At 67.0% G+C, this 26171-nt stretch carries 26 protein-coding genes and 1 pseudogene; 15 read left to right on the top strand and 12 right to left on the bottom strand.

Translation table 11 applies throughout. The features are described 5' to 3' along the window. Positions 1-209 (bottom strand): annotated as a pseudogene (locus tag Q0Q48_RS09690) (Zn-dependent hydrolase); the annotation flags it as partial. 95 nt (positions 210-304) lie between these two features. Between Q0Q48_RS09690 and puuE the strand changes: the two are divergent. After that, positions 305-1219, top strand: a complete 915-nt coding sequence (gene puuE, locus Q0Q48_RS09695; protein ID WP_295136939.1) for an allantoinase PuuE — start codon at positions 305-307, stop codon at positions 1217-1219. Positions 1220-1454: 235 nt separating this feature from the next. After that, a complete protein-coding gene (locus tag Q0Q48_RS09700) occupies positions 1455-1907 on the top strand; it encodes a hypothetical protein (protein WP_295136940.1) in 453 nt (150 codons plus the stop codon). Between the two features lie 17 nt (positions 1908-1924). On the opposite strand, the gene Q0Q48_RS09705 is transcribed toward Q0Q48_RS09700, so the two are convergent. The 4 genes from Q0Q48_RS09705 to Q0Q48_RS09720 form a co-directional block, all read right to left on the bottom strand. Further along, positions 1925-3127 carry a pyridoxal phosphate-dependent aminotransferase gene (locus tag Q0Q48_RS09705; RefSeq protein ID WP_295136941.1) on the bottom strand — a complete coding sequence of 401 codons (1203 nt, stop codon included), beginning with the start codon at positions 3125-3127 and terminating at the stop codon, positions 1925-1927. A gap of 14 nt (positions 3128-3141) precedes the next feature. Then, positions 3142-3990: a DMT family transporter gene (locus Q0Q48_RS09710; RefSeq protein WP_295136942.1), complete on the bottom strand. Its 849-nt coding sequence runs from the start codon at positions 3988-3990 to the stop codon at positions 3142-3144. Between the two features lies 1 nt (position 3991). Then, positions 3992-5131: an amidohydrolase family protein gene (locus tag Q0Q48_RS09715; RefSeq protein WP_295136943.1), complete on the bottom strand. Its 1140-nt coding sequence runs from the start codon at positions 5129-5131 to the stop codon at positions 3992-3994. Positions 5132-5423: 292 nt separating this feature from the next. Continuing rightward, positions 5424-5918 carry an ATP-binding protein gene (locus tag Q0Q48_RS09720; RefSeq protein ID WP_295136944.1) on the bottom strand — a complete coding sequence of 165 codons (495 nt, stop codon included), beginning with the start codon at positions 5916-5918 and terminating at the stop codon, positions 5424-5426. A 260-nt stretch (positions 5919-6178) separates the two neighbouring features. On the opposite strand from Q0Q48_RS09720, the gene Q0Q48_RS09725 reads away from it, so the two are divergent. Continuing rightward, complete coding sequence (locus Q0Q48_RS09725) at positions 6179-7945, top strand: NAD(P)/FAD-dependent oxidoreductase (RefSeq protein WP_295136945.1); 1767 nt, start codon at positions 6179-6181, stop codon at positions 7943-7945. Positions 7946-7991: 46 nt separating this feature from the next. Continuing rightward, positions 7992-8465: a CHRD domain-containing protein gene (locus Q0Q48_RS09730; protein WP_295136946.1), complete on the top strand. Its 474-nt coding sequence runs from the start codon at positions 7992-7994 to the stop codon at positions 8463-8465. Between the two features lie 72 nt (positions 8466-8537). Here the strand turns inward: Q0Q48_RS09730 and Q0Q48_RS09735 are convergent, their stop codons facing one another. Beyond that, entirely contained in the window at positions 8538-9365 is an 828-nt protein-coding gene (locus Q0Q48_RS09735) for an amidohydrolase family protein (RefSeq protein WP_295136947.1), read from the bottom strand. A 10-nt stretch (positions 9366-9375) separates the two neighbouring features. Continuing rightward, positions 9376-10404 (bottom strand): aldo/keto reductase, encoded by a 1029-nt coding sequence (locus Q0Q48_RS09740; RefSeq protein WP_295136948.1) that lies wholly within the window; start codon positions 10402-10404, stop codon positions 9376-9378. Positions 10405-10468: 64 nt separating this feature from the next. Between Q0Q48_RS09740 and Q0Q48_RS09745 the strand changes: the two genes are divergently transcribed. Continuing rightward, positions 10469-11110: a glutathione S-transferase family protein gene (locus tag Q0Q48_RS09745; protein WP_295136949.1), complete on the top strand. Its 642-nt coding sequence runs from the start codon at positions 10469-10471 to the stop codon at positions 11108-11110. Between the two features lie 173 nt (positions 11111-11283). Here the strand turns inward: Q0Q48_RS09745 and Q0Q48_RS09750 are convergent, their stop codons facing one another. The 5 genes from Q0Q48_RS09750 to gpt all read right to left on the bottom strand — a co-directional run bounded on the left by Q0Q48_RS09750 (position 11284) and on the right by gpt (position 16909). After that, positions 11284-12168: a TauD/TfdA family dioxygenase gene (locus Q0Q48_RS09750; RefSeq protein WP_366915282.1), complete on the bottom strand. Its 885-nt coding sequence runs from the start codon at positions 12166-12168 to the stop codon at positions 11284-11286. 37 nt (positions 12169-12205) lie between these two features. Continuing rightward, positions 12206-14242 (bottom strand): bifunctional aldolase/short-chain dehydrogenase, encoded by a 2037-nt coding sequence (locus Q0Q48_RS09755; protein WP_295136951.1) that lies wholly within the window; start codon positions 14240-14242, stop codon positions 12206-12208. 8 nt (positions 14243-14250) lie between these two features. After that, positions 14251-15237: a tripartite tricarboxylate transporter substrate binding protein gene (locus tag Q0Q48_RS09760; RefSeq protein ID WP_295136952.1), complete on the bottom strand. Its 987-nt coding sequence runs from the start codon at positions 15235-15237 to the stop codon at positions 14251-14253. A gap of 15 nt (positions 15238-15252) precedes the next feature. Beyond that, complete coding sequence (locus Q0Q48_RS09765) at positions 15253-16266, bottom strand: NAD(P)-dependent alcohol dehydrogenase (RefSeq protein WP_295136953.1); 1014 nt, start codon at positions 16264-16266, stop codon at positions 15253-15255. A 139-nt stretch (positions 16267-16405) separates the two neighbouring features. Continuing rightward, positions 16406-16909, bottom strand: coding sequence for a xanthine phosphoribosyltransferase (gene gpt / locus Q0Q48_RS09770; protein WP_295136954.1), 504 nt, complete (start codon positions 16907-16909; stop codon positions 16406-16408). 138 nt (positions 16910-17047) lie between these two features. Here gpt and Q0Q48_RS09775 point away from each other — a divergent pair, with 138 nt between their 5' ends. From Q0Q48_RS09775 to tatB, 10 genes are all read left to right on the top strand, one after another. Next, positions 17048-17776, top strand: a complete 729-nt coding sequence (locus tag Q0Q48_RS09775) for a TerC family protein (RefSeq protein WP_295136955.1) — start codon at positions 17048-17050, stop codon at positions 17774-17776. A 5-nt stretch (positions 17777-17781) separates the two neighbouring features. Further along, on the top strand, positions 17782-18213 hold the full coding sequence (locus tag Q0Q48_RS09780) for a universal stress protein (RefSeq protein ID WP_295136956.1): 432 nt from the start codon (positions 17782-17784) through the stop codon (positions 18211-18213). A gap of 62 nt (positions 18214-18275) precedes the next feature. Next, positions 18276-19451, top strand: coding sequence for a deoxyguanosinetriphosphate triphosphohydrolase (locus Q0Q48_RS09785; RefSeq protein ID WP_295137603.1), 1176 nt, complete (start codon positions 18276-18278; stop codon positions 19449-19451). Positions 19452-19507: 56 nt separating this feature from the next. Continuing rightward, a complete protein-coding gene (gene argS, locus Q0Q48_RS09790) occupies positions 19508-21250 on the top strand; it encodes an arginine--tRNA ligase (RefSeq protein WP_295136957.1) in 1743 nt (580 codons plus the stop codon). Between the two features lie 147 nt (positions 21251-21397). After that, a complete protein-coding gene (locus tag Q0Q48_RS09795; protein ID WP_295136958.1) occupies positions 21398-22177 on the top strand; it encodes an SPOR domain-containing protein in 780 nt (259 codons plus the stop codon). 10 nt (positions 22178-22187) lie between these two features. Next, on the top strand, positions 22188-23219 hold the full coding sequence (gene nagZ / locus Q0Q48_RS09800) for a beta-N-acetylhexosaminidase (protein ID WP_295136959.1): 1032 nt from the start codon (positions 22188-22190) through the stop codon (positions 23217-23219). 54 nt (positions 23220-23273) lie between these two features. Continuing rightward, positions 23274-24161, top strand: a complete 888-nt coding sequence (locus Q0Q48_RS09805; protein ID WP_295136960.1) for a ScpA family protein — start codon at positions 23274-23276, stop codon at positions 24159-24161. A gap of 11 nt (positions 24162-24172) precedes the next feature. Next, the gene (gene scpB / locus Q0Q48_RS09810) at positions 24173-25240 is read left to right on the top strand and encodes an SMC-Scp complex subunit ScpB (RefSeq protein ID WP_295136961.1); all 1068 of its coding nucleotides are present in this window, start codon (positions 24173-24175) and stop codon (positions 25238-25240) included. Positions 25241-25350: 110 nt separating this feature from the next. Then, positions 25351-25623 (top strand): twin-arginine translocase TatA/TatE family subunit, encoded by a 273-nt coding sequence (locus tag Q0Q48_RS09815; RefSeq protein WP_295136962.1) that lies wholly within the window; start codon positions 25351-25353, stop codon positions 25621-25623. Positions 25624-25650: 27 nt separating this feature from the next. Next, positions 25651-26148 (top strand): Sec-independent protein translocase protein TatB, encoded by a 498-nt coding sequence (gene tatB / locus Q0Q48_RS09820; RefSeq protein ID WP_295136963.1) that lies wholly within the window; start codon positions 25651-25653, stop codon positions 26146-26148. Positions 26149-26171: the final 23 nt, after the last annotated feature.

Consider the following 26171-nt stretch of genomic DNA (forward strand, 5'->3'; position numbering starts at 1 on the left):
TCGCGGCGCACGAAGAGGTTGCCTATGGCGTCGGTCGAGATCGAAAAGCCGCGCGCCCGGGCCCAGGCGCCGAGCAGGTTGCGCGCCGCCGCATCCTCGGCCGAGAGCGCCTGCCGGTTCACGCCGCCCTTGGGCGTTCCGCCCAGCTTCGCCATGTCGGCGTGCCGCCGCCACAGACGCTCTTCCCGGATCGCTTCGGCCGCGCCCATCTCGCCTCCACAAGCTTGTCGCGCGAGCTATAGCCGCGCCATAGTCGCCCTTCAATCGCCCGACACCTGGGCGTCAGCGTTTTCCCGGGGACCCCATGCACAACCATCTCGACCGCAACCTGATCGGCTACGGACCCAACCCGCCGCACGCGCAGTGGCCGGGCGACGCCCGCATCGCGGTGAGCTTCGTGCTGAACTACGAGGAGGGCGGGGAGAATACGATCCTGAACGGCGATCCCGCTTCCGAGGTCTTCCTCACCGAGACGCCGGGTGGAACGCCCATCGTCGGCGGCCGCGATCTCTCGACCGAGTCGATGTACGAGTATGGCAGCCGCGCCGGATTCTGGCGCATCCTGCGGCTCTTCCAGGAGCGCAATATGCGCTTCACCTCATGGGCGGTCGGCCGCGCACTGGAACTCAACCCCGCCGCCGGCAAGGCGATGGCCGAGGCCGGCCACGAAGTCGCGAGCCACGGCTGGCGCTGGATCAACTACAAGGACTTCACGCTCGAGCAGGAGCTCGATCATATGAGGAAGGCGGTGAAGGCGATCGAGCAGAGCGCGGGCAAGGCCCCGGTCGGCTGGTACACCGGCCGCTTCGGCCTCCACACGCTCGAAGCGGTCGTCAAGCATGGCGGCTTCCTCTATTCGAGCGACTCCTATTCCGACGACCTGCCGTACTGGGTGAAGGTCGGCGACGAGCCCCACCTGATCATTCCCTACACACTGGAAGTGAACGACATGAAGTTCGGCGTGCCGCCGGGCTTCAGCTCGGGCGATGGCTGGCTGCAGGCGATGAAGGACAGTTTCGACGTGCTCTACGCCGAGGGCGCGCGCGCGCCGAAGATGATGTCGATCGGCCTGCACTGCCGTCTCGCGGGCCGGCCCAGCCGCGCCGCGACCCTGGCGCGCTTCCTCGACTATGTGGCATCGAAGCCCAGGGTCTGGGTGGCGACGCGCGAGGAGATCGCGCGGCACTGGATCGAGACTCATCCGGGCGTTGCAGCCTGAAAGCTGCCTGCACCGTTACAATTGGTACACGAAAGCGATGCGGCTCTGCCATGCCGCGGAGATCGGCGCGCCCGGCGTCCTTGGGTGCGAGGAGGGATTTAAAGCCAGCGTAGCCGGCATTTTATCGAGGTCCGTCATGACACGATTGCGCTCGCGGCACCGCAACATCGCCCCCTGCGGCGGCGGCCGGCCGGGGTTTACCCTGGGGATAAAATCGTGTGATCAATGGCGCGCCGTGAACATTATTCGAACCGCCCTCCAACCGCTCCTGCTCGCCGCCCTCTGCGTCGGGCCGGGATGCGCCAGGAAGCCGACCGAAACCGCCGCCGTGCCGCAAGGTCCGACGGAGCACGAGCAGTACGTCCAGGCGCGCAGGGACGAGGTCGTGCAGTCGCTTGCGGTCTGCGAAAGCGGAAGCTGGGGACCGCACTCGACCCGCATCACCGGCGGACGCGGTTCCTATCACGGCCGCTTCCAGTACACGGCGCGCACCTACATCACCCTGCAGCAGCGTCGTGACGGTACGGTCCTCACGCCGAAAGAAGCCATCGAGGCGGCGCAGGACTATGAAAAGGCTGCGGCGTTGACGTCCTGGGTGATGTTCGAGCAGGGCGAGACCTGGCACTGGCCGCTCTGCAACCGCAAGCTCGGCCTCACCGCCAAGGTCAGGGAAATCAACGCACTCTAGTCGCGAAGATTTTGCCCCTAGCTGAGTTCGGCGCAGAATTCCTGGATGCGCGTGCAGCCTTCGCGAAGGCTCGCCATGTCGGTGGCATAGGAGATGCGGAAGTAGGGGCTCATGCCGTAGGCCGCGCCTTGCACGGTCGCGACATGCTTCTCCTCGAGCAGCGCGGTGACGAAGTCGGTGTCGTTGGCGATCCGCTTGCCGCCCTTCGTCGTCTTGCCGATGCACCCCGCGATGTTGGGGAACACGTAGAAGGCGCCCTCCGGCATGTGGCAGGTCACGCCCTTTGCGGCGCGTAGCATGCCGACGACCTCGTCGCGGCGCTTATGGTAGTCGGCGGCCCGCTCCTTCAGCAGCTCCTGGGGTCCATTGAGGGCGGCAACGGCGGCGGCCTGGCTGATGGTGGAGATGCCCGAGCCGATCTGGCCCTGCATGTTGGTCATGGCCGCGATCATCGCCCGCGGACCTCCGGCGAAGCCCACCCGCCAGCCGGTCATGGCATAGGCCTTGGACGCGCCGTTGACGGTGAGCGTGCGGTCCTTCAGCGCCGGCTCGACCTGGGCCACCGTGCTGAACGTCGCGTCGCCATAGACCAGGTGCTCGTAGACGTCGTCGGCCATCACCAGCACGTGTCGGTGCTTCAGGAGCACGTCGCAGATCTGGCGCATCTCGGCCGGCGAGCAGACCGCGCCCGTCGGATTGTTGGGGAAGTTCAGCACGACCCATCGCGTCTTCGCCGTGATGACGGCGTCGAGGTCGGCGGCGCGCAGCTTGAACTGGTTGTTCTCCGGGCAGGAGACCGGCACGGGCTTCGCGCCGGCGATCACCGCCTGGTCGGCATAGGAGATCCAGCCGGGCGCGGGGATGATGACCTCGTCACCGGGGTTCACGCTCGCCATCAGCGCGTCGTACATGATCTGCTTGCTGCCGTTGGAGACCATGATCTCGTCCAGCGCATAGTCGAGATCGTTGTCGCGCTTGAATTTTCGCTGGATCGCCTCCTTGAGAGGCCTGATGCCGTCCTGCGGCGGATACTTGGTCTCGCCGGCCAGCGCGGCCGCATGCGCAGCCTCGATGGCATGCGCCGGGGTCGGGAAATCGGGTTCGCCCGAAGACAGGCCCACGATCTTGACGCCCTGGGCGCGCAGATCGCGCACCTTTCGCGTCATCGCGGCCGAGGCCGACACCTTCACGTTCTTCAGACGATCGGCAACCTCGAACATGCTTTCCCGTACTTTCAGCTTTTCCTGCGGATGGTGAGCGCAATGCCGCCCAGGATCGCCGCCGACGCGATCAGCAGCCGGGCGGTGATGGGCTCGGCGAGTAGCACTGCGCCCCCCAGCGCGGCAATGGCGGGGACGCAAAGCTGGATTGTCGCCGCGGAGGTGGCGGACAGCGCCGGGAGGGCGGCGTACCACAGCACATAGCCCAGGCCCGAGGTCACGGCGCCCGATGCGACGGCGTAGAGAAGGCCCGTCTGGTCTGGGCTGGTATGGGTCGCCGCGGCCAGACTGAGGACGGCGGCGAAGGGCACGGCGCGGATGAAGTTGCCGCCGGTGGCCGCCGTGGGATCGCCGGCGCCACGGCCCAACAGGGAATAGACGCCCCAGGCAAGACCGGCCGCCAACATGAGCCCCGCTGCGATGACCGGCGGCGCCGAGAGGCCGGGCAAGAGCAGCCAGACCAGCCCTGCGACCGCCACCAGCACGCCGACGAGCCGCAACCCGGCCAGCCGCTCGCCCTTGAACAGGCCGTAGCCGGTCATCGTGAGCTGCACCGCGCCGAACAGCAGCAGCGCGCCGGTCGCGGCGGTGAGATCGCGATAGGCAAAGGAGAAGCAGACCGCGTAGGCAAAGAGCATGGCGGCCATCGGCCAGCTTCCCGCCGCCAGCGGCTGCCTGCCCCGCACGCGCAGCAGGATCCAGAGAACCAGCGCGCCCGACGCGAGGCGGACGGAGGTGAAGCTCGCCGCGTCGATCGAGGTGTCGCGCAACGCGATGCGGCAGAGCAGCGAGTTGCCGGCGAAAGCCAGCATCGCGAAGACGATCAGGAGGGCGGTGCGCGCCGCTCCGCCCTCCCGAGGCATCTCAGTTGGCAAGCCCGTAGAGCTTCATCGCATTGTCGCGCACGATCTTGCGCTTCGCCTCGGGCGAGACGCCGGTCAGTTCCCGGGCGATGAATTCCTGGCTGTCCGGCCAGATGCCGTCGGGGTGCGGATAGTCCGAGCCCCACATGACATTGTCCTCGCCGAGATGGCGCAGCAGCTCGATGCCGACCGGATCGGTCTGATAGGTCGCATAGAACTGCCGGTGCCAGTACTCGGAGGGCTTCATCTTGAGGTCGAGGTCCTGGAACTGGTCCTCCCACTCGAGATCCATGTGCTGCAGCACGTAGGGAATCCAGCCGAGCCCGGCCTCGCCGATCACGATCTTCAGGTTGGGATAGCGCGCCGGGGCGCCGGAATAGATCAGGCCCATCAGCATGGTGCTCATGTGCATCTGGAAGCCGGTGATGTGCACGGCGAAGATGCGGCGCTGGATCTCGGGTGTGAACTTCGTGACGTCGGGCGAGCGGCCGCCAATCGTGTGGAAGTGCAGCGGGATACCGGTCTCGTGGCCGAACTTCCACAGCGGCTCCCAGAACGGGTCCCAGAGCGGCGTCATGTCGGGGCGGTTGGCGATGTCGAGCCCTTTCACGCCGCGCCTGGCGCAGCGCATCGCCTCGGCGACCGACTCTTCCATGTCGTAGTTCGGGATATTGGCCAGCCCGATCAGCCGGTCGGGCGCAGCTTTGCAGAAATCGTGGAGCCAGTCGTTGTAGATGCGCAGCATCACGATCGCGGCTTCCGGGTCGTTCAGCCGGCCGCTCGATCCCAGCACGCCGTAGAGCACTTCGGCCTGCACGCCGTCGCGGTCCTGGTCCTTGAGGCGATGATCGACCTCGGTCAGGCGGCGGATGCCCTTCTTGCCGTCGTCGTAGAGGCCGGTCGAGGCCATGCGGTCGGAGCGATGGATGATGCCCGGCACGTATTCACGGCCGGCGGATCCCATGCCGTTCACGAGGCCGAACTTCGCACCGTTGGCGCTCGTCCATTCCGGTCCCTTGGGTCCGTCGACGACATGCGGCATGCGCGCTTTCATCGACTCAGGCGCGTTGCTGGTGAAGAGATCCGGCGGCAGCCAGATCAGGTCGATATGCCCATCCGCTGAAATCACGTCGTATTTCATCGCGCGACCTCCTGGTGCCCCATCTTTCTGGGGGCATCCGTTTTCCAGAGTGCGCCGGCCGCACAGCCGTCGCAATGGGATGACGATGAATCAGGCTGGTGATTGCGGGGAGGCGTCCGCGATGCAGTGTGGCGACGCCGACGCTGCAATGGCGCGGCCTGAAGGCGAATGCGACTGACGCGACCTCACCGCATTTACATCGCACATCGAGCCGCTCTGCGATTGCTGATCCCGTCCTGCCTTTCGGCCGCTGAGGAAGCCGGCCGGTCCGGCTTCCCGGTTTTCACCGCGGCTAGAGCTCCCGATGGACGATTGTCTCGAAGCCCTCCTCCTTGGACGGAGGGACGAAATGCCGTGTGAAGGCGTCGAATTCGGCGTCGCTCACCTCGTATTCGTGCGTGCCGCTGGCATTGCGGTGAGAGAGGCGCGCCCGACAGACCTGGTCGGACAGGTCGAGGAAATGGAGTCGATGATCGGCTCCGGCATTCTCGAAGAGCGACCGCATCCATTGCCGGTTGGCCACGGTGTTCGCGGGGAAGTCGAGCACGATCGACAGGCCGGCCCGGAGCAGCGTTTCGACATGAGCGCCCATGGCGTCGCGCAGGCGCGCCGAACAGCGGGCGTAGTCCGCCAGCGACGCAATTTCATCCGGGTAGAGGCGCGCCAGCCATTGGTCCTCGCTGAGAAGGACGGTTGCCGGTGCGCGCGCCAGGCGACCGGCCAGGGTGGATTTGCCCGCGGCGATCTTGCCGCAAAGCATGTGCAGAGTGGGTCTGGGGGATGACATGACAGGCTTGATCCCTGAAGCGCGTTGCACGGCAACGATTGATCCAACACGAAGCGACGGCCCGGCCTGAGGATCAGGCCGGGACCGTAATTCGTGTCGCTTGGCGCGTCGGGATCGCCCGGGGATGCATGGCGGATGTTTAGCGATTCCCAATGCCCGTGGGAATGGCCGACGCGATCCCTCTGGATCAGTACCGCATCGCCTCGATGTGCGGAAACGTCTGCGCCTCACGGCGGTTTTCTTTGGCTACAATGCGCGTCATGAAAGCCAACACCCCCTCATCCGCTGCCGCCGACTGGCTCGCAAGCTTCGCCGAATCCCTGAAACGCGGCGATGCCGTCGCCACGGCCGCCCTGTTTGCCAAAGATGGCTACTGGCGCGACCTCCTGTCCTTCACCTGGAATATCGTCACGCTGGAAGGGCGACCGGCAATCGCCGAGATGCTGGCCGCGCGACTGGCCGAAGTGCGGCCGGAGTCCTTCCTGGCGGGTGACCGCGAGGGCTGGTTCACTTTCGAGACCGCGCAGGGCCGCGGCACGGGGCATGTCCGCCTGAAGGACGGCAAGGCCTGGACCTTCTTCACGGCGCTGATGGAGCTGAAGGGCTTCGAGGAGAAGAAGGGACCGACGCGCGAGCACGGCACGCAGCACGGCGCCTTCAAGGACCGCGTGACCTGGACCGATCGCCGCAAGGCCGACGCCAGGGAACTGGGCTACGAGCGCCAGCCTTACGTGCTGGTGATCGGCGGCGGGCAGGGCGGCATCGCGCTCGGTGCGCGACTGAAGCGGCTCGGCGTTCCGGCCCTGATCGTCGACCGCAACGCCCGTCCGGGCGATGCCTGGCGCAACCGCTACAAGTCGCTCTGCCTGCACGACCCGGTCTGGTACGACCACCTGCCCTACCTGCCGTTCCCCGACCACTGGCCGATCTACACGCCCAAGGACAAGATGGGCGACTGGCTCGAGTCCTACACGAAGATCATGGAGCTCGATTACTGGTCGTCGACCACATGCAAGAGCTCGTCGTTCGACGAGGCGAGGGGTGAATGGACCGTCGTCGTCGAACGTGACGGCAAGGAGGTGACGCTCAAGCCGAAGCAGCTCGTGATCGCGACGGGCATGTCGGGCTTCCCCGAGATTCCGAAGTTCCCGGGGGCCGAGCTATTCACGGGCAGACAGCATCATTCCAGCCAGCATCCAGGCGGCGAGGGCTGGACCGGCAAGAAGTGCGTCGTCGTGGGCTCCAACAATTCGGCGCACGACATCGCGGCCGACCTGTGGGAGCACGGTGCCGACGTCACCCTGCTGCAACGCTCGCCGACCCTGGTCGTGCGCGCCGATACGCTGGCGCGCAACCGGCCGCTCTATTCGGAGGAGGCGGTGGCCTCCGGCATCACCACCGAGATCGCCGACCTCACCACGGCCTCGATGCCGTACGCCGCCCTTCCGACGGTGGCGCAGCCGGTGATGGAGCGGATCCGGCACGAGGATGCGGACTTCTATGCGCGACTGGAGAAAGCGGGCTTCAAGCTCACCTTCGGCGAGGACAATACCGGCATCGGCCTGATGTATCTGCGCCGCGGCTCCGGCTACTACATCGACGTCGGCGCGTCCGAGCTGATCGCCGACGGGCGCATCAAGCTCAAGTCCGGCGTCGAGATCGAGCGCCTGACCGAGGACTCCGTCGTGCTGAACGACGGTACCGAGCTGAAGGCCGACCTCGTCGTCTATGCGACGGGCTACGGCTCGATGAACCAGTGGGCGGCCGAGCTGATCTCGCCCGAGGTCGCCGACAAGGTCGGCAAGTGCTGGGGCCTGGGCTCCGCCACCGCCAAGGATCCCGGCCCCTGGGAAGGCGAGCTGCGCAACATGTGGAAGCCGACGGCGCAGGAGAACCTGTGGTTCCACGGCGGCAACCTGATGCAGTCCCGGCTCTACTCGATCTTCCTGGCGCTGCAGCTCAAGGCGCGCCAGGAGGGCCTGCCGACGCCGGTGTACGGCCGGGCGCCGGTGCACCACAAGGCGTGACCGGGGAGCGGGGACGCCGGAGCGGTTGGCGACGTAGACTAGAAGCATGAGCCTCCCGTTCCGCCGCACGATCCTGTCCTCTGGCCTGTCCCTCGGCCTGCTGCTCGCGGCCTCGGCCTGCTCGTTCAACATGGGCGAGCCCAACCTGCCGCAGACCGACCTGCGCGCGGACCTGAGCGGTACGCGCGTGGTGCCGGCCACCGACAGCAGGGGCGAGGGCTATTTCGCGGCCACTTATCGGCCCTCGACCCGGGTGCTGGAATACAAGATCAATCTGGTGCGCCTGAGCGGCCCGGTGCGCCAGGCCGGCCTCTACGGCCCCGCCGCGCCCGGCCAGAATGCCGTGCAGGTCGTTCCCATCGACGTGCCCTTTTATGCCGACCGCTCCACTGTGAACGACGGCGTGACGCTCACCGAGCAGCAGGCGAGGGAGGTGCTCGCCGGTCTCTGGTACGTCAACGTCCTGACGGAGAAGTACCCCGACGGTGAAATTCGCGGGCAGATCCTGCCGCTGAAGTAACAGTCCCGTCGTCTCGACCGGAGCGCCGCAGGCGCGTAGCGGAGAGACGACGGGACTATGTTGCTGGGACCCTCAGTCGAACTTCAGCTTCCAGTCGATCCATTCGCACAGGCCGCGGCCCATGACGTCCTCGAGGTCGCGTCCCTTCAGCCACGGCAGCTCCTCGGTGAAGAAGGTCACGCACTGGCGGTAGGTGCACTGCATGCGGGTGATGTCGGTGCCCCAGAAGAAGCGCTTGGGGCCGAAGGCGTCGAAGATGCGGTGCAGCCCGTCCTGGATGTTCCGAAACGGATAGCCCTTGGTCGAATAATGCGGCGCCCCGGTCGCCTTGACCGCGACGTTGGGTAGCTTCGCCATTGCCACCAGCTTGTCGAGATGGATGAAGGCTTCCTCGTCCTGGCCGTGACGGTTCAGGCCGCAATGATCGACGATCATCCTGAGATTGGGATGTTTCTCGGCGATCTCGCGGAACTTGTCGGGGAAGATGCCGCCCATCGTGGCGACCGGGATTCCCTCCTGCTCCGCGGCCGGCCACACCCAGTCGAGCAGACCGTCGTTCAGCCATTTCTGCTCGGCCGGCTGCAGCAACGCCCAGCGCAGGCCCATCATGCCGGGCTGCTTGCGCCAGCCCTTGATGCGCTCGCGGCTCTCGGGTGCTTCCAGCGGGAACTGGCCCATCACCGCGAAGCGGTCGGGATATTTCTTCGCGGCATCGAGGGCGAGCTGGTTGGAAGTCGGGTCCCAGGAGTAGGGCGGGTGGATCAGCGCGGCATCGACGCCGGCCTCGTCCATCTCCTTCAGTGCCTGCTCGGCCGTGAACTTCTCGACCTTGCGGTGCAGGCCCGAGGGCGGCGTGACGGTCTGCGACCAGATATGGATCTGCGCGTCGACGATCTTCATTTTCGTTTCCTCAGTTGGGCGTCGGCGCCGCCGGATCCAGCAGCTTCTCGCTCTTGAGCTCGCTCCACAGCTCGACCGGAATCTTCACGCCCATATGGGCCACGTTCTGCTTCACCTCCGCGACGCTGAGCGCGCCGGGGATGACGGAACAGAAAGCGGGATGGAACAGCGGGAACTGCATCGCCGCGGCGCCGAGCGGCACGCCATGCCGTCGGCACACCGCCTCGATCTTCTGCGCCTTGTCGACGAGGTGCTGGGGCGCGGCGACATAGTCGTGAGTCGCGCCCGTCTTCACGTTGCCGGTCAGGATGCCGGAATTGTACGGCCCGCCCAGGATCACCGAGACGTTCCGCTTGAGGCACTCCGGCAGGAATTCCTCCAACGCGCCCTGTTCGAGCAGCGTGTAGCGCCCGGCCAGCAGCATGCAGTCGAAGTCGCCGGCCTTGATGAAGCGCGTGCTGGTGTCGCTCTCGTTGATGCCGACGCCGATCGCGGAGATGACACCCGCCTTGCGCAACTCGTCGAGTGCCCGGAAGCCGGAGTCCATGACGGTCTTGAAGCGCTCGTCGAGGAGGGCGCGGTCCTTGATGGTCCAGAAATCCACGTCATGCACCAGCGCGATATCGATCCTGTCGATCCCCAGCCGCAGGTGCGAGTGCTCCAGCGAGCGCATCACGCCGTCATAGGTGTAGTCGAACTGGGGCACGAAGCCCGGCAGGCCGTTCTCGCGGAAGTCCCTGGGCAGCGCCTCGCCGGGCTTCCGCACGTGCAGGATGCGGCCGATCTTGGTCGAGAGCACGTAGCTGTCGCGCGGCTTTTCCCGCAGCGCAGCACCCATGCGCAGCTCGCTGCGGCCGTAGCCGTAGAACGGCGAGGTGTCGAAGTAGCGGATGCCGGAATCGTACCCGTCGTTGGTGAGCTGCACCGCCTCCGCATCGGAAATCGTGGCGCGGAAACCGCCCATCGGCGCTCCGCCCAGCCCGATCTCGGTGACTTCGAGCTTCGTCTTCCCGACCTTCCGGCGCTTGAGCGCTGTCATGTTCGTTTCCTCCGAGGACGGGCGAGAGTACGAATTGCCTCCGGCCAATTCCAGAGGAGTTCCCATGACCGACGAGCGCCTCGTTCTGCACGGCAGTTTCACGTCGAGTTCCAGCTACAAGCCGATGCTCTTCCTGGCGCTCTCGGGCCTGCCGTTCTCGTTTCGCACGGTCAACCTGAAGAACGGCGTGCAGAAGGAAGCCGCGCATCTCGCGATCAACCGCTACGGCCAGGTGCCGGTGCTGCGCCATCGCGGGCTCACCCTGGTGATGTCGAACGTGATCCTCGACTATCTGGCGCGCACGACCGGGCACTTCGAGCCGAAGACCGAGCAGCATCGCTGGCAGGCGCGCGAGTGGCTTTCGTGGGAGAATGACGCCATCACCAACGTGGCCCGGGTTCGCCACTTCGCGCGCTTCCGTCCCGACGTGTCGCAGGACATCGTGAATTTCTTCCGCCCGCAGGCCGAGGCGGCGCTCGACTTCGCCGACCAGTCGCTGGCCGGGCGCGAGTGGTTGGTGGGCGATGCCTGCTCGATCGCCGACATCGGCTGCTGGGGTCGCATGGTCTTCGCCCACGAAGGCGGCCTGTCGATCGATTCGCGGCCAAATCTCGCGGCGTGGCGCGACCGCATCAAGGCGATGGCGGGCTTTGCGTTGCCGTACGATCTGATCCCGAAGAAGGATGCGGAGTTCGAGGGGCGTTGACCGTCATCTCGACCGGAGCCGCGCAAAGCGCGGCGTAGTGGAGAGATCTTCTCTCTGCGATTTGGCGGCTTTTGGTGGCGCGAAGGTCTCTCCGCTGCGCGACGGAGCCTGCCCCGAGGTATTCCGAGGGGGCGCTCCGGTCGAGACGACGGCTATTGTGACGTTGGCTATTGTTAAGCCGCCTGCTGCCCCGGCACCGTCGGGCCTTCGCTCATGGTCGTGGTGCGGCGCATGTCGCGCACGATGTTGAGATCGTCGAACCGACGGACGCGGTGCATAGTCGTGCGGTTGTCCCAGATCACGAAGTCATGCTTCGTCCAGCGGTGGACGTAGACGAACTGCGGCTGGGTTGCGTGCTCCATCAGGTCGCGGATGAAGGCCATGGCCTCGGGGCGCGGCCAACCGACGATGGCGCCGATGTGGGCCGACAGGAGCAAAGACTTCCGGCCCGTCACCGGGTGCGTGCGCACCAGCCGGTGCAGCACCGGCTTCATGCTGTGGCGTTCCTCGTCGGTGAAGTTGGTGAAGCCCAGCTGGCCACGCGAGTAGATCAGCGAGTGCTCGCAGACCAGATCCTCGATCTCGGCCTTGGTCGCCTCGTCGAGCGCGTCGTAGGCGGCGCGCATGTCGGCGAATTCGGTGTTGCCGCCGTCGCGCGTCACGATGCGGCCGCTCAGCAGCGAGTACCGCGCTGGCACGATGCGGAAGGTGGCGTCGGAGTGCCAGAGCCGATTCCCGAGTGCGGCCATGCGGCGGCGATCGTCCCGCTCCAGCTTCCTGTTCTGCTTGTCGAGGTTCGAGACATCCGCGAAGGCGGTGTGCAGGCGCATGTCGGTCGTAGGGATGGCCGTGTTGGCGCCCACCTGCAGCGGACCGAAGTTCTTCGTGAACTCGAGTTGCTGCTCGTCGGTCAGATCCTGCCCGGGCAGCGCCAGCACGGCGTACTTGTCCATGCCGGCCTCGATCTTCGCGACATCGGCCGGCGTCAGCGGCCGCGTCGCATCGATGCCGGTCATCTCGGCGGCGAAGAGGGGCTGCAGCGGCTGGAGCGGACGCATCTCGATCGGCAACGGGACCTCCCTTGGGTGAGGAGCCCTAGCGCAGGGCGGCCGCGATGTTACCACCGTCCACGGTCGTGACAGCGCCCGTCGTCTTCGCCGCTTTGGCCAGCGAAACGAAAGCCTGCGCAACGTCGTCGGCCGTGACTTCGAGGCCGAGCAGGTTGCCGCCCATATAGTCGGCCTCGCTGAGGCCGCGCGCCTTGGACCGTTGTGCGATCATCTCGTCCGTCAGGAGACCCGTGCGGATGCGGTCGGCGTTCACCGCGTTGGCCCGGATGCCGTCGGCGCCATGGTCGAGCGCGTACTGGCGCATCAGGAACAGGGTCGCCGCCTTCGGGAGTCCATAGGGCCCGAAGTCGGGTCCCGGATTTACCGCTTGCTTGGAGGTGTTGAACAGCAGGCAGCCGCCGAGGTTCTGGGTGCGCATGATGCGGACAGCGTTTTGCGCCACGCTCTGGTGGGCCCAGAAATTCAGCTCGAAGCTCTGGCGCAGCACGGCATCGTCGACGTCTCCAATGCGGCCCTGCCAGGCGGCGCCCGCGTTGGAGACCACGATGTCGACGCCGCCAAAGGTAGCCGCGACCTTGTCGAAGGCGGCGCGCACTGACTTCGGATCGGTCACGTCGCAGGCGACGCCGAAACCCTTCACCTTGGAGACGTCGCGGTCGAGCACCGCGACCTCGGCGCCCTCGCGTGCGAAGGCGGCCGCGGTTGCCGCGCCGATGCCCGAGGCACCGCCGGTCACGACGACGATGCGCCGCGCCAGCGGCTTCTCGGCCGCGGCACTCAGCTTCGCCTGTTCCAGCGACCAGTATTCGATGTCGAAGATGTCGGGCTCGGGAATGCACTCGTAAGTGCCCAGCCGCTCGGCGTCGGCGATCACCGCCACCGTCGTCTCGGCGAGATCGGCTGCGATCTTCGCGTCCTTCGAGCTGTTGCCGATGCCGAACAGGCCGACACCCGGCACCAGCGCGACGCGCGGGATCGGATCCAGTTCCTTCTTCGCCGTGACCTGCTTGCCGTTGTAACGCATGAAGTAGGCGTGATAGTCGGCCGCGAACTTTTCGAGCGCGGCCTTGGCCTCGCTCTTGAAGGCGTCCAACTTTCCGGCCTCCGGCGCCGGCGCGATGAAGGCCACGTTCTTGGTGCGGATCGCATGGTCGGGCGTCACCGGACCCTGCTGGCTGTAACGCGCGATTTCCTTGCCGTTCACGTAGGCCAGGATCTCCGGCGAGCTGCGGAACTCGAACACGAAGCGTTGCGCGGCTTCGCGGCCGCCTTCCTTGGCCGGCAGCGAGAACAGGCCGCGCAGGATTGGCGCGACCTCCGCCGCCGTCGCCGGCTTCGTGGGCAACGTGGCGCCGGGGAAGATCTTGCGCGTGGCCTTGGCGAGACGCTGCTCCGCCAGGGTCACGAGATCGATCATGCGGACATAGGCTTCCTCGGCGGTGGCGCCCATCGTGAAGATGCCGTGCTTCAGCAGGATCAAACCCTCGACGTCGGGGTTGGCCCTGGCGATCTCTGCGGTCTTCCTGGCGAGCGCGAAGCCCGGCATGACGTAGGGCACCAGCGCCGCGCGCTTGCCGTAGAGATCGGCCGCCAGCGCGGCGCCATCGGGCTGATCGGTCAGCGCCAGCACGGCGTTGGAGTGGGTGTGGTCGATGAACTTGTGCGGCAGGAAGGCGTGCAGCAGCGTCTCGACCGACGGATTGGGCGCCTTGCTGTCGAGCAGGTTGGCGCGCTGCACGTTCACCATGTCCTCGTCGCTGAGCGCCTGCAGCCCCTGCAGTTCGCGCAGCGGCGCGAGGCGGACGGCGGGCAGGCCGGGCGCCTCGATCGTGCCCATGTCCCAGCCGCTGCCCTTCACGCAGAGCACGTCGAGCGGCTGGCCGGTGACGTCGGCCATGCGCGTCTTCACCGAGGTGTTGCCGCCGCCGTGCAGCACCAGCTTCGGCTCGCCGCCCAGCAGGCGCGTCGTGTAGACCCGCAGGGCCAGGTCCTCGCCGATGCCCTTGGCGGCGTGGCTCGCGATGGCTTGCTGGGCGTCGTCGTCGGACCAGAGGTTCTTCATGGTGCTGCCTATTCTCCCGGCTCGATCCCGGCGTCCTTGGCGATCTTCACCCAGGTCGCGATCTCCCGCTCCTGGTACGGCTTGAACTCCGCCGGATCGCGCGGCTCGACGGTGAAGCCGAGCTTGTCGATCTTCTCGACGACCTCGGGCTTCTTCAGGCTCTTCATGATCTCAGCCGAGAGACGGTCGAGCGCAGGCTGCGGCGTACCCGCCGGCGCGAAGAAGGCGGCCCAGGACGAGGCGTTGGCGCCAGTCACGCCCTGCTCCTCGAGCGTCGGCACGTCGGGGAGATGCGGATTGCGCTTGGCGCTGCCGATCGCGATGGCGCGGATCGTGCCGGCCTTGATCTGCGCCAGCACGCTGGGCAGCGTCGAATTGGAGATGTCGATGCGGCCGCCGACCAGGTCCTGGACCAGCGGCGGCGCGCCGCGATAGGGCACCTGGGTCATTTTGGTGCCGGTGCGCGCCATGAACAGTTCGGTCGACAGATGCGAGCCCGAGCCGATGCCGGTGGAGCCGTAGTTCAGCTCACCGGGCTTGGACTTGGCGAGCGCGATCAACTCCTGGATGTTCTTCACCGGCAGGTCCTTGCGCACGACGAAGACATGCTCGAAGGCGCCGGCGCCGGCCAGCGGGGCGAAGTCCTTCACCGCGTCGTAGCCCGGCTCCTTCAGCATGAACATGTTGTTGCCGTGCGTCTGGTTGTTGCCGAAGGTGATCGTCTGTCCGTCGGGCTTGGCCTTGGCGACGGCGCGCGTGCCGATGGCGCCGGCGCCGCCCGAAATATTCTCGACCACGACCTGCTGGCCGAGCGGGCCGGAAATGTCGGCCGCCACGATGCGCGCGATCACGTCGGTGGGGCCGCCGGCCGGATAGGCCACGACCATCTTGATGGGGCCGGACGGTTGCCAGGCCGATTGTGCGTTCTGGGCGAAGGCGGGTTTCACGAAGGGTGCGGCCAGCAGGCCGGCGCTGAACAGACGGCGCTTGATCATGATGAGATTTGCTTCCTAGGCGTGTGAAATGACGATCTTGCCGAAATGCTTCTGGCTCTTGAGGTGCCGGTAGGCGGCCGGGGCTTCGGCGAACGGGAACACCTTGTCGATGACGGGCCTGAGGCCGTTGGCCTCGATGGCGCGGTTCATCGCCTCGAACATCTGCGTACTGCCGACATAGAGGCCCTGGACCTTGAGGTTGCGGCGCAGGATCGGCATCGGATCGAGCGTCGCCATGCCCGACAGGAGGCCGATCACCGCGATCGAGCCGCCGAGCCGCGTCGCCATGAAGGAGCGCGGCAGGGTGCCGGCGCCGCCGACTTCGACCGTGATGTCCGCGCCGCGGCCATTGGTGAGCTTCAGCGCTTCCTGATCCCAGTCCGGTGTCGCCTTGTAGTCGATCACCGCCTCGGCCCCCATCTGCTTCAGGCGCTGGGCCTTGGCGGCAGAGCTCGAGGTGCCGATGACGCGCGCGCCGAACATCTTCGCGAACTGCAGCGCGAAGATGGAGACTCCGCCGGTGCCCTGGATCTGCACGGTGTCGCCGGCCTTGAGGTGGCCGACCTCGACCAGGGCGTTCCAGGCCGTGACGGCGGCACAGGGGAGGGTCGCGCCCTCCTCGTAGCTGAGATGCGCCGGCAGCTTCACCACACCTTCCTCTTCCAGCACGGCGAACTCGGTCAGCATGCCGTCGATCGCGCCGCCCATGGCGGAGGGCATCGCGCTCTCGCTGATGGCGCCGCCGAACCAGCGCTGCATGAAGCAGCCCGCGACCCGGTCGCCGACCTTCACGCGGCTGACCCCGGGACCGACCGCGACCACCTCGCCCGCACCGTCCGACAGCGGGATCAGGTCCGGCTTGGGCGCCGACCGTGCGTACTGCGCCTCGATGGTGAGCAGGTCACGGTAGTTGAGCGACGTCGCCTTGACCCGCACGAGAACCTGCCGAGGCCCGGGTGTCGGTTCCGGCCGCTCGACCAGGGTGAGCGACTCGATGCCTTTGGGCGCGGGGATGACGTAGCACTTCATTGGCTGGCTCCAGATTCGGCGCACATTGTAATGTCCCGCCCACTGTCATCCCGAGCGTAGCGAGGGACCTTTAGGTTGGCGCAGGGAAGGTCCCTCGCTGCGCTCGGGATGACAATGGAGATGGGGGCCGCGGCGTGCCTCACTTGGCGTCGCCCTTCAGTTCGATGATGGTCTTGGCCATGACGGCCTCCTGGTCCCACGGGAACAGGATCCAGGTATCCTGGCTCACTTCGGTGACGTAACTGTCGACCACCGGCCGGCCGGCGGGCTTTGCATACACCGTGGCGAAATGGGCCTCCGGCAGCATGGCGCGGACGGCGCGGGCGGTGACGCCTGTGTCAACCAGGTCGTCGATGATCAGCCAGCCCTTGCCCTTGTCCTGCTCGGCGGACGTGCCCTTCAGTAGTTCGACCTTGGCGCCGCGCTCCATGCGGTCGTAGGTCGAGCAGCAGACCGTATCGATCAGCCGAAGATTCAGTTCGCGTGCCACGATGGCCGCCGGGACCAGCCCGCCGCGGGTGATCGCGACCAGGCCCTTGAACGGCCCGAGGTCGGCCAGCCGCCAGGCGAGCGCCCGGGCGTCGCGATGCAATTCCGTCCACGAGACGGGGAACATCCTGTTGTAGCCCGCGCTTCCCGCCATGCGATTTCGTCCCTGGATCCTGTCCGGTTTGGCTTGCCCCTACGGGAGGGCTGCACTAACACCTTCGGCCGAAGCATAGAAGCGCGCGCTGCCCGGAAACAGGGCACGCGGGGAAAATGGTACGGGGACCGTTGCACAATGGGATTTGAGCTGACGCCCGCTTTCTGGAGCGGTCTGACCCAGATCATTCTGGTGAACATCATCCTGTCGGGCGACAATGCCCTCGTCATCGCGCTGGCCTGCCGGAACCTGGAAAAGAAGCACCAGCGGCCCGCCATCATCATCGGCAGCGGCGGCGCCATCCTGCTGCGAATCCTGTTCGTCCTTATCGTCGACTATCTGCTGTCGATCCCCTTCCTGAAGCTCTGCGGCGGCCTGCTGCTGCTGTGGATCGGCGTCAAGCTGGTGCAGGGAGAGGAAGAGGGCGAGGACGGCGTCAAGGCGGCCAGCTCGCTGATGGCGGCCATCCGCACCATCATCATCGCCGACGCCGTGATGAGCCTCGACAATGCCATCGCCATCGCCGCCGCCGCCAAGGGCGACACGACGCTGATGGTGCTGGGCCTCATCATCTCCATCCCGCTGATCGTATTCGGCGCCACGCTGATCATGGCGCTGCTCAACCGCTTCCCGGTCATCGTCATTGCCGGCGGTGCGCTGCTAGGCTGGATCGCGGGCGAGGTGCTGGCCACCGACCCGGGCTATGCCGCCAAGCTCACCGCAATTACCCCGCATGCCAAGACGATCCTCGAAGTCGGCTGTGCGGTGCTGGTCGTCGCGGTCGGCTACTTCCTTCAGCAGCGAGCAAAGCAGAAGCACCGGGAACAGGATCCGGTGGACCTCGCGGCCGACAAGGGCAAGGAGTAGGGGAAATGCACAAGATCAATGCCATCCTCGTCGCGGTCGACGGTTCGGAGACCTCCGATCGTGCGGTCCAGCATGCGCTCGACATGGTCGCGACCGGCTGTGCGGCCGAGTTGCATCTCCTGAACGTGCAGCCGAGCGTCGGCGGTGCTGTCTCGACCTTCGTCTCGCGTGAACAGATCGATTCCTATCACCGCGAAGAGGGCGAGAAGGCCCTGGCCTCGGCGCTGGCGCTGGCCCAGAAGGCCTCCGTGGCGGCGACGAAGCATGTCGGCGTCGGCCGTCAGGGCGAGATCGTCGCCGACTTCGTCCGGAAGCTGGGCGCGGGCCTGGTCGTGATGGGCACGCGCGGCCATACCGGTCTCTCCGGCGTCCTGCTGGGCTCGGTCGCGCAGGATGTGATCGCGCACTCCAAGGTGCCGGTAACCCTCGTCAAGTAGCCATTCCGCTCCGGACGGCGTAGAACGCGGGCCCTGCAGGAGGACCGCGTTTGGCCGAGGAGATGTGGCGACACGAGGCGCTGGCGCCCTATGCGACGCTGCCGTGGCAGAGCAAGGGGCGCTATCATCGCGAGGCGGAGTCGCCGAGCCGCAGCCCGTTCCAGCGCGACCGCGACCGTATCATCCATTCGACGGCCTTCCGGCGGCTGAAGCACAAGACGCAGGTCTTCGTGTTCCATGAAGGCGATCACTACCGCACGCGCCTCACCCATTCCCTGGAAGTCGCCCAGATCACGCGCACGATCTGCCGCGTGCTGCGCCTCGACGAGGATCTCGGCGAGGCCGTGGCGCTCGCGCACGATCTCGGCCATACGCCCTTCGGCCATGCCGGCGAGGAGGCGCTGCACGGAGTCATGGCGCCCTATGCCGGCTTCGACCACAACGCCCAGACCCTGCGCATCCTCACCAAGCTCGAGGACCGCTATGCCGAGTTCAACGGGCTGAACCTCACCTGGGAGGCCCTCGAGGGCGCGGTGAAGCATAACGGGCCGCTGCTGAAGCCGGGACGGGCGCTGGCGGATCTTCCGGCGGCCATCGTCGAATACTGCCAGGACCACGACCTCGAACTCGATGGCCATGCCGGGCCGGAGGCCCAGGTCGCCGCCCTCAGCGACGACATCGCCTACAACAACCACGACATCGACGACGGGCTGCGGGCCGGCCTGTTCGAGGTCGGGGACCTGCTCGACCTGCCGCTGGTCGGCGAGATGTTCTCGCTGGTGAGCGACAAGTATCCCGGCATCGACCAGACTCGCCTGATCCACGAGGCGGTGCGCCGCGTGATCAACGCCATGGTCGAGGACGTGGTGGCCGAGTCGCGGCGCCGGTTGACGGAAGCCGCGCCGAAATCGGTGGCCGACATCCGTGCCCTGGGACGGCCCGTCGTGGCCTTCTCGGAAAGGATGGCCGAGACCGAGAGGACCGTGAAGCGCTTCCTCTACACGCGCATGTACGAGCACTGGAAGCTCAACCGCTCGCACTCCAAGGCGCGCCGCGTCGTGGTCGACCTGTTCGAACTGCTGTTCGCCGAGCCCAACTGCCTGCCCTCCCCGTGGCGCGAGAAGGCCGAGCAGGCGGCGACCCATGCCCGCGCCCGCGTGGTCGCCGACTATATCGCCGGCATGACCGACCGCTACGCCCTCGACGAGCACCGGCGGCTGTTCGACCTTTATTCGTGATCTTCCCGGGCGTGCGTCCGGATGACAAAAGGCGCGGATTCGGCAATACCCGCCCCATGAATCCCTACCGTCATTTCATCGGCGAGATCGTCGCGGCCCTCCAGTCCATGCAGGCCGCGGGCGAACTGCCCGAAAAGCTGGATTTTTCCGCCATCACCGCCGAGCCGCCGCGCGACCCGGCACATGGCGATATCGCGACCAACGCTGCGATGGTCCTGTCGAAGGCCGCGGGCAAGAAGCCGCGCGACATCGCCGAGCCGCTGCTCGTCCGCCTCAAGGCCAATCCCGACGTGGTCGATGGGACGGTGGCGGGGCCGGGCTTCCTCAACCTCAAGATCGCCGACGGCTTCTGGCGCGCGCGTCTCGCCGACTGCCTGAAGGCCGGGGTTGCCTACGGCGATTCGACGATGGGCAAGGCCGAAAAGGTGAACGTCGAATACGTGTCGGCCAACCCGACGGGACCGCTGCACGTCGCGCATGCGCGTGGCGCCGTCGTGGGTGACGCGCTCGCCAACCTGCTGCACAAGGCGGGTTACGACGTAACCAAGGAATATTACATCAACGACGCCGGCGCCCAGGTCGACAAGCTCGGCCAGTCGACCTACCTCCGCTACCGCGAGGCACTGGGTGAGACGATCGACTCGATCCCCGAGGGACTCTATCCCGGCGAGTACCTCAAGGAAGTGGGCGCCGCGATCGCCAGGCGCGACGGCGCGCGCTGGATCGGCAAGCCGGAGGCCGACTGGCTGCCGGAGATGCGGGCCTTCGCCATCGCCACGCTGATGGCCGAGATCAAGGCCGACCTCGAGACTCTGGGCGTCCATATCGACGTCTTCTCGTCGGAGCGGGCACTCGTTGAGAGTGGCGCCGTCGACCGCGCCTTCGAGGAGCTGACGAAGCAGGGCCTCATCTACCAGGGCCGGCTCGAGCCGCCGAAGGGTCAGCTTCCGGACGACTGGGAAGACCGCGAGCAGACGCTCTTCCGCGCCACCCAGTTTGGCGACGAGGTCGACCGGCCGCTCAAGAAGTCGGACGGCAGCTGGACCTACTTCGCCAACGACATCGCCTATCATCACGACAAGCACCGGCGGGGCTTCGCGGACATGATCGACGTGTGGGGCGCCGACCATGGCGGCTACGTCAAGCGCATGAAGGCGGCGGTCAGCGCCATCACCGGCAAGCAGGGCGAACTCGACGTGAAGCTCTGTCAGCTCGTGCGTGTGATGCGCAATGGCGAGCTGGTGCGCATGTCCAAGCGCGCGGGCACCTTCGTGACCCTGCGCGATCTCCTCGACGAGGTCGGACCCGACGTCGTGCGCTTCACCATGCTCACGCGCAAGAACGACGCGCCGTTCGATTTCGACCTTGTGAAGGCCACCGAACAGTCACGCGACAACCCGGTCTGGTATGTCCAGTATGGCCATGCGCGGACGCGCTCCGTGATGCGCCAGGCGACGGCTGCGGGCATTGCGATCGAGGGTCTCGCCAGCGCGCCGCTCGACCGCCTCTCCGACGCGGGCGAGCTCGCGCTGATCCGCATGATCGCCCAGTGGCCTCGCCAGGTCGAAGCGGCGGCGGTGGCGCACGAGCCTCATCGCATCGCCTTCTATCTCTACGACCTGGCGGCCGCCTTCCACTCCCACTGGAACCGGGGACGGGAGGAGCCGGGCCTGCGTTTCGTGATCGAAGGCGACGCCGATCTCACGCGGGCGCGACTGGCGTTGGTACAGGGAATCGGATTTGTGATAGGATCAGGCTTAAAGGTCTTCGGCGTAACACCCGTCGAGGAAATGAGATAAAAAATGCATGTTCGCCGGCCCCCCTCCGGCGACGGACCAACGATCTACCGGCCCAACGAGTCGGTAGCTGTGCGGCTCGATCCTCCGCCTCGGCCCGTCGCGCATGAACCCGATTCAATTCCGCCGCCGCCGCGGGACTCGTTGCTTATGCGGGTCAACAGACGCCGCGGCCAGATTCTCACGGTGATGGTCTCGGTCGCCGCCATCGCGAGCTTCGGCTCGGTGGTCTGGTGGGCGCACAACCAGGACGTCAAGGCGGGCGGCAGGGGACTGGAGCCGCTGGTCGTGCAGGCGCCGACCACCCCCGCCCGCATCAAGCCCGAGAATGCCGGTGGCCTGGTGGTGCCCAACCAGGACAAGGAAGTCTTCAACCGCATCGCTCCGGGCGCCGTGCCCGCCCAACCCGAGAAGCTGCTGCCGGTCGCGGTGACGCCGAAGCTGCCGCCCAACGGCCTGCCGCTGCCGGCTTCGCCGCCGAAGGAGGCGGAAGTGGCCAAGACGCCGACGCCGCTGCAGCAGGCCTCGACCACCGGCGGTCCCACACCGGCACCAGCCGCGAACGAGCCGAAGGTGCCGGCCAATCCGCCCAACGTGCAGCCGGCGACCAATACGCCGGCCACGACCGAAAGCGGGCCCAGTATCGCCAGCCTGATCGAGAACATGTCCGGCCCGACCGGCGGCTGGCGTATCCAGGTCGCCTCGGTGAAGAACGAGGACGTCGCCAAGTCGACCTGGGCGCGGTTGCAGAGCGCGCACGGCGAGCAACTGGCAAACCTGCGCATGCAGGCGGTCCGCGTCGATCTCGGCGAACGCGGCGTGTGGTATCGCGTGCAGGCGGGTCCGCTCGACGAGAAGCAGGCCCATTCCGTCTGTGCTTCGCTGAAGGCCCGCAAGGCCGACTGCGTCTCGGTCCCGCCCGCGCGGTGAGGTCACACGCATGAGCCGGCCGCGCGCCCTGATCCTGGGCTGCGCCGGGACCGAGCTGTCGGCGGAGGAGCGCGCCTTCTTCCGCGACGTCGATCCGCTGGGTTTCATCCTGTTCGCCCGCAACGTCAGCACGATCGAGGGCACGCGCCGGCTGGTCGACGATCTGCGGTCCTGCGTGGCGCGCGCCGACGCCCCCGTGCTGATCGACCAGGAAGGGGGCCGGGTCGCCCGGCTGCGTCCGCCGACCTGGCGCAAGGCGCCGCCGGCCCGGCTGCTGGGCGAGCTCTACGCCCGCGACCCCGACGCGGGGCTCGAGGCGACCCGGCTCAATTCCCGGCTGCTCGCGGCCGACGTGGCCTCGATCGGCTGCGACGTCGACTGCCTGCCCGTGCTCGACATCGCCTTCCCCGAGACCCATGCCGTGATCGGCGATCGCGCCTATGCCGACCGGCCTGAGCCCGTGGCCGCGCTGGGCCGCGCGGCGGCCGAAGGGTTGCTGGCCGAGGGTGTGATGCCGGTGATCAAGCACATTCCCGGGCATGGCCGCGCCACGGTGGACAGCCACGAGGCATTGCCGAGGGTCACGGCCTCGCGCGCCGAGCTGGAACGGACCGACTTCGTGCCGTTCAAGCTGCTCTCGGATCTGCCCTGGGCGATGACCGGCCACCTGCTGTTCGAGGCGATCGACGCGAAAGACTGCATCACTGTTTCGGCAGGGAGCGTGCAGGACGTGATCCGGACCCATATCGGCTTCGATGGGCTGCTGCTCTCGGACGATCTCTCGATGCAGGCGCTCGGCGGGTCGCTGGGCGAGCGGGCGGCGCGTGCGCTGGCCGCCGGCTGCGACATCGCCCTCCACTGCAACGGCAAGATGCCCGAGATGGTCGAGATCGCGGGCCGCGCCGGTGCCATGACGGTGGTTGCCGGTCGGCGTTTCCAGGAAGGCCGCGGCTTTCTCTCCCGACATCGCAACCCGGCCGGCCCCAGGGGCTTGGCAGACGCTTCCCGACGGATGGCCGAACTCCTGCCCGAATGGGGATAAGGCGCGGCCAAATCATGTGGCGGCAGGCGCTTCCGCTGACTAAACCGGGACTGCATGACCGAACCCGCCAGCCCGCCCCCTGAGGACGCACCCGCCGCCGCCGGCGCCGTTGCGCAAGGCGAAGCGACTCCGGCGCCGGTTGCCGCGGACACGGCTGCCGCCGCCGACAATTTTGCGGCCGGGGGGCCGGACGTGATCGCGCCGGGCGAGGGCGAGCTGATCGTCAATCTGGAAGGCTTCGAGGGCCCGCTCGACCTGCTGTTGAGCCTGGCGCGCGACCAGAAGGTCGATCTGCGCAAGATCTCGATGGTGGCGCTGGTCGATCAGTACCTGGCCCATATCCACCAGGCGCGCCGCATGCGGCTGGAGCTGGCCGCGGACTATCTGGTGATGGCGGCGTGGCTCGCCTACCTGAAGTCGCGGCTGCTGCTGCCGGAGCCGCCCGCCGGTGAGGAACCGTCGGGCCAGGAGATGGCGGATGCGCTGCAATGGCAGTTGCGCCGCCTCGAGGCGATGCAGGAGGCCGGTGCGCGCCTGATGGCGCGGCCGCAGCTTGGCCGGGACATCTTCTCGCGCGGGCAGCCCGAGGGCATCGTGGTCGTGCGTCGCGCCGTCTGGGACGTGAAGCTCTACGACCTGCTGAGCGCCTACGGCTCGCAGGTCCGGCCGAAGGACGCCGACACCTACCAGATCAAGCCGATGGAGTTCTTCTCGGTCGAGGAGGCGGCGGAGCGGTTGGGGCGCATGCTAGGCATAGCCATCGACTGGCAGTCGCTCGAAGCCTTCCTGCCGGCCGGCCTCACCGATCCGGCCCGCCGCCGCTCGGCGATCGCTGCGACCTTCGTGGCCGGCCTGCAGCTCGCCAAGGACGGTCAGATCGAGCTGCGCCAGAGCGAGCGTTTCGGCCCCATCCATCTGCGTAAACGTACCGAGCAGCAGTGACGGTTCCCGCCATGTCAGACATCGAAAACGCCAATCCTGCCGTCGAGGAGCCCGACACGCTCGAGCCCGTCCGCGACCAGGCCGCCGACGAGGAAAAGGCCGCCGAGGAGAAAGCTGAAGCCGACGCGGAGAAGGCCGAAGAAGAAAAGGCCGATGACGACGAGGAGTCGGACGACGACGAGTCGGGGGACGATGACGATTCCGGCGACGACGACGACGATGAGGACGATGAGGACGACGACGACGAGGACGACGACGACGAAGGCGGCGACGACAAGCCTGCGAAGCCCGACACCCTGGAAGAAGCGTCGGAACCGGTCGAAACGTCTGCCGACGCCGTCATAGAGACTGTCGCCGCCGAGGCCGTCGTGGTCTCGGCCATTGCGGGGGCGGAAGCTGTCGCGCAGGCGACCGGTGAAAACGTCACCGACGTCGCTTCGCCCGATCATGCCCAGCATCTGCGCCTGCTCGAGGCGTTGATCTTCGCCGGCACCCAGGCGCTCGGCGAGAAGGAACTGGTCGACCGCCTGCCCAACGATGCCGACGTGAAGCGTCTGCTGGCCGATCTGGCGGAACTCTATGCCGGGCGGGGCGTGAACCTCGTGCAGGTGGCGGGCGGCTATGCCTTCCGTACGGCGCCCGACCTGTCCGAGAAGCTCAAGATCGAGAAGCCGGTGACGCGCAAACTGTCGCGGGCCTCGGTCGAGACGCTGGCCATCATCGCCTATCACCAGCCGGTGACGCGCGCCGAGATCGAGCAGGTCCGCGGCGTGGGTTTGAGCAAGGGCACGCTGGACCTGCTGTTCGAACAGAACTGGATCAAGCCGATGGGCCGCCGCCGGGCGCCCGGCAAGCCGGTGACGTGGGGCACGACCGATTTCTTCCTCGAACATTTTGGCCTGCCGAGCCTCGACGATCTGCCCGGCCATGAGGAATTGAAGGCCGCCGGGCTCTTGGATGCCCGCTCGCAGCCCCCCATATTCAGGCCCGACGAGCCCGATCTGCCGCTTGAGCCGACGGAGGACGAGGCCGACGAGCCTCTCGCCGTCGAGGAAAGCCCTGCGGAACCCGGGCGCTGACGCCCCGGAAGCGCCTTATTCGACAGGTTGCCGGGGCTTCGGAACGGGTGCCATAATCGGCTCACGTAAATCGACACGCCGATTGCAATCGATCTTGGGAGCATTGTGAAATGGGAAGCTTCAGCATTTGGCACTGGCTGATCGTGCTGGCCGTCGTGCTGCTGCTGTTCGGCGGTCGCGGCAAGGTCTCGCAGCTCATGGGCGACTTCGGCAAGGGCCTCTCGGCCTTCAAGAAGGGCGTCGGGGGCAGCCAGGAAGAGACACCGCCGCAGGCTCAGCCGGGGACGCAGCCGGGCGACAGCGCCAAGCCGATCTCGGCCCAGGCGACGACCACTCCGCCGGGCGGAACGGTCCACCACCAGGATAGCGCCGCCAAGGTCTAGAGCGGCGACGTGAGGGCCTGAACGGCCATGTTCGGCATCGATAGTCCTGAGCTACTGGTCATTGCGGTCGTGGCGCTCGTCGTCATCGGCCCCAAGGAACTGCCCGGCATGTTGCGCAGCTGGGGCAAGTGGATGGCCCAGATGCGCGGCATGGCCTCGGAATTCCGCGGGCATGTCGATGAAATGGTGCGTCAGGCCGACCTTGATGACGTGAAGAAGCAGCTCACGGGCACTCCCGGCCTCGACCTGCAGGCGCTCGACCCGACGCGTGAGATCAAGAACGCGATCCAGGAGGGCATGGCCGAGGGCGAGAAGGCCATGAGCGAGGCAAAGTCCCAGTTCGACAACCCGCTGGCCGACAATCCCCTGGTCGAGCCGGAATCGGCCCCCCAGATCGCTGCAGAACCGGCGCCGGATATGGCCACACCGGTGGTGGCAGAGGCTGCTCCGGCGGTCCCGGCTGCGGCATCCGAGGCCGTGCCTGCAGCCGAAGAGAAGCCGGCCAAGGCCGTTGCGGCCGGCTGAGCGCCAACTTGCACTTTGAATTG

The organism is uncultured Reyranella sp. (assembly GCF_945957355.1).
Lineage (GTDB): Bacteria > Pseudomonadota > Alphaproteobacteria > Reyranellales > Reyranellaceae > Reyranella.

Excerpts from the sequence above, each read along its gene's own strand:
- puuE (WP_295136939.1), top strand. The coding sequence starts at position 305 with ATGCACAACCATCTCGACCGCAACCTGATCGGCTACGGACCCAACCCG.
- Q0Q48_RS09705 (WP_295136941.1), bottom strand. The coding sequence starts at position 3,127 with ATGTTCGAGGTTGCCGATCGTCTGAAGAACGTGAAGGTGTCGGCCTCG.
- Q0Q48_RS09710 (WP_295136942.1), bottom strand. The coding sequence starts at position 3,990 with ATGCCTCGGGAGGGCGGAGCGGCGCGCACCGCCCTCCTGATCGTCTTC.
- Q0Q48_RS09715 (WP_295136943.1), bottom strand. The coding sequence starts at position 5,131 with ATGAAATACGACGTGATTTCAGCGGATGGGCATATCGACCTGATCTGG.
- Q0Q48_RS09720 (WP_295136944.1), bottom strand. The coding sequence starts at position 5,918 with ATGTCATCCCCCAGACCCACTCTGCACATGCTTTGCGGCAAGATCGCC.
- Q0Q48_RS09725 (WP_295136945.1), top strand. The coding sequence starts at position 6,179 with ATGAAAGCCAACACCCCCTCATCCGCTGCCGCCGACTGGCTCGCAAGC.
- Q0Q48_RS09730 (WP_295136946.1), top strand. The coding sequence starts at position 7,992 with ATGAGCCTCCCGTTCCGCCGCACGATCCTGTCCTCTGGCCTGTCCCTC.
- Q0Q48_RS09735 (WP_295136947.1), bottom strand. The coding sequence starts at position 9,365 with ATGAAGATCGTCGACGCGCAGATCCATATCTGGTCGCAGACCGTCACG.
- Q0Q48_RS09740 (WP_295136948.1), bottom strand. The coding sequence starts at position 10,404 with ATGACAGCGCTCAAGCGCCGGAAGGTCGGGAAGACGAAGCTCGAAGTC.
- Q0Q48_RS09745 (WP_295136949.1), top strand. The coding sequence starts at position 10,469 with ATGACCGACGAGCGCCTCGTTCTGCACGGCAGTTTCACGTCGAGTTCC.
- Q0Q48_RS09750 (WP_366915282.1), bottom strand. The coding sequence starts at position 12,168 with ATGCGTCCGCTCCAGCCGCTGCAGCCCCTCTTCGCCGCCGAGATGACC.
- Q0Q48_RS09755 (WP_295136951.1), bottom strand. The coding sequence starts at position 14,242 with ATGAAGAACCTCTGGTCCGACGACGACGCCCAGCAAGCCATCGCGAGC.
- Q0Q48_RS09760 (WP_295136952.1), bottom strand. The coding sequence starts at position 15,237 with ATGATCAAGCGCCGTCTGTTCAGCGCCGGCCTGCTGGCCGCACCCTTC.
- Q0Q48_RS09765 (WP_295136953.1), bottom strand. The coding sequence starts at position 16,266 with ATGAAGTGCTACGTCATCCCCGCGCCCAAAGGCATCGAGTCGCTCACC.
- gpt (WP_295136954.1), bottom strand. The coding sequence starts at position 16,909 with ATGGCGGGAAGCGCGGGCTACAACAGGATGTTCCCCGTCTCGTGGACG.
- Q0Q48_RS09775 (WP_295136955.1), top strand. The coding sequence starts at position 17,048 with ATGGGATTTGAGCTGACGCCCGCTTTCTGGAGCGGTCTGACCCAGATC.
- Q0Q48_RS09780 (WP_295136956.1), top strand. The coding sequence starts at position 17,782 with ATGCACAAGATCAATGCCATCCTCGTCGCGGTCGACGGTTCGGAGACC.
- Q0Q48_RS09785 (WP_295137603.1), top strand. The coding sequence starts at position 18,276 with ATGTGGCGACACGAGGCGCTGGCGCCCTATGCGACGCTGCCGTGGCAG.
- argS (WP_295136957.1), top strand. The coding sequence starts at position 19,508 with ATGAATCCCTACCGTCATTTCATCGGCGAGATCGTCGCGGCCCTCCAG.
- Q0Q48_RS09795 (WP_295136958.1), top strand. The coding sequence starts at position 21,398 with ATGCGGGTCAACAGACGCCGCGGCCAGATTCTCACGGTGATGGTCTCG.
- nagZ (WP_295136959.1), top strand. The coding sequence starts at position 22,188 with ATGAGCCGGCCGCGCGCCCTGATCCTGGGCTGCGCCGGGACCGAGCTG.
- Q0Q48_RS09805 (WP_295136960.1), top strand. The coding sequence starts at position 23,274 with ATGACCGAACCCGCCAGCCCGCCCCCTGAGGACGCACCCGCCGCCGCC.
- scpB (WP_295136961.1), top strand. The coding sequence starts at position 24,173 with ATGTCAGACATCGAAAACGCCAATCCTGCCGTCGAGGAGCCCGACACG.
- Q0Q48_RS09815 (WP_295136962.1), top strand. The coding sequence starts at position 25,351 with ATGGGAAGCTTCAGCATTTGGCACTGGCTGATCGTGCTGGCCGTCGTG.
- tatB (WP_295136963.1), top strand. The coding sequence starts at position 25,651 with ATGTTCGGCATCGATAGTCCTGAGCTACTGGTCATTGCGGTCGTGGCG.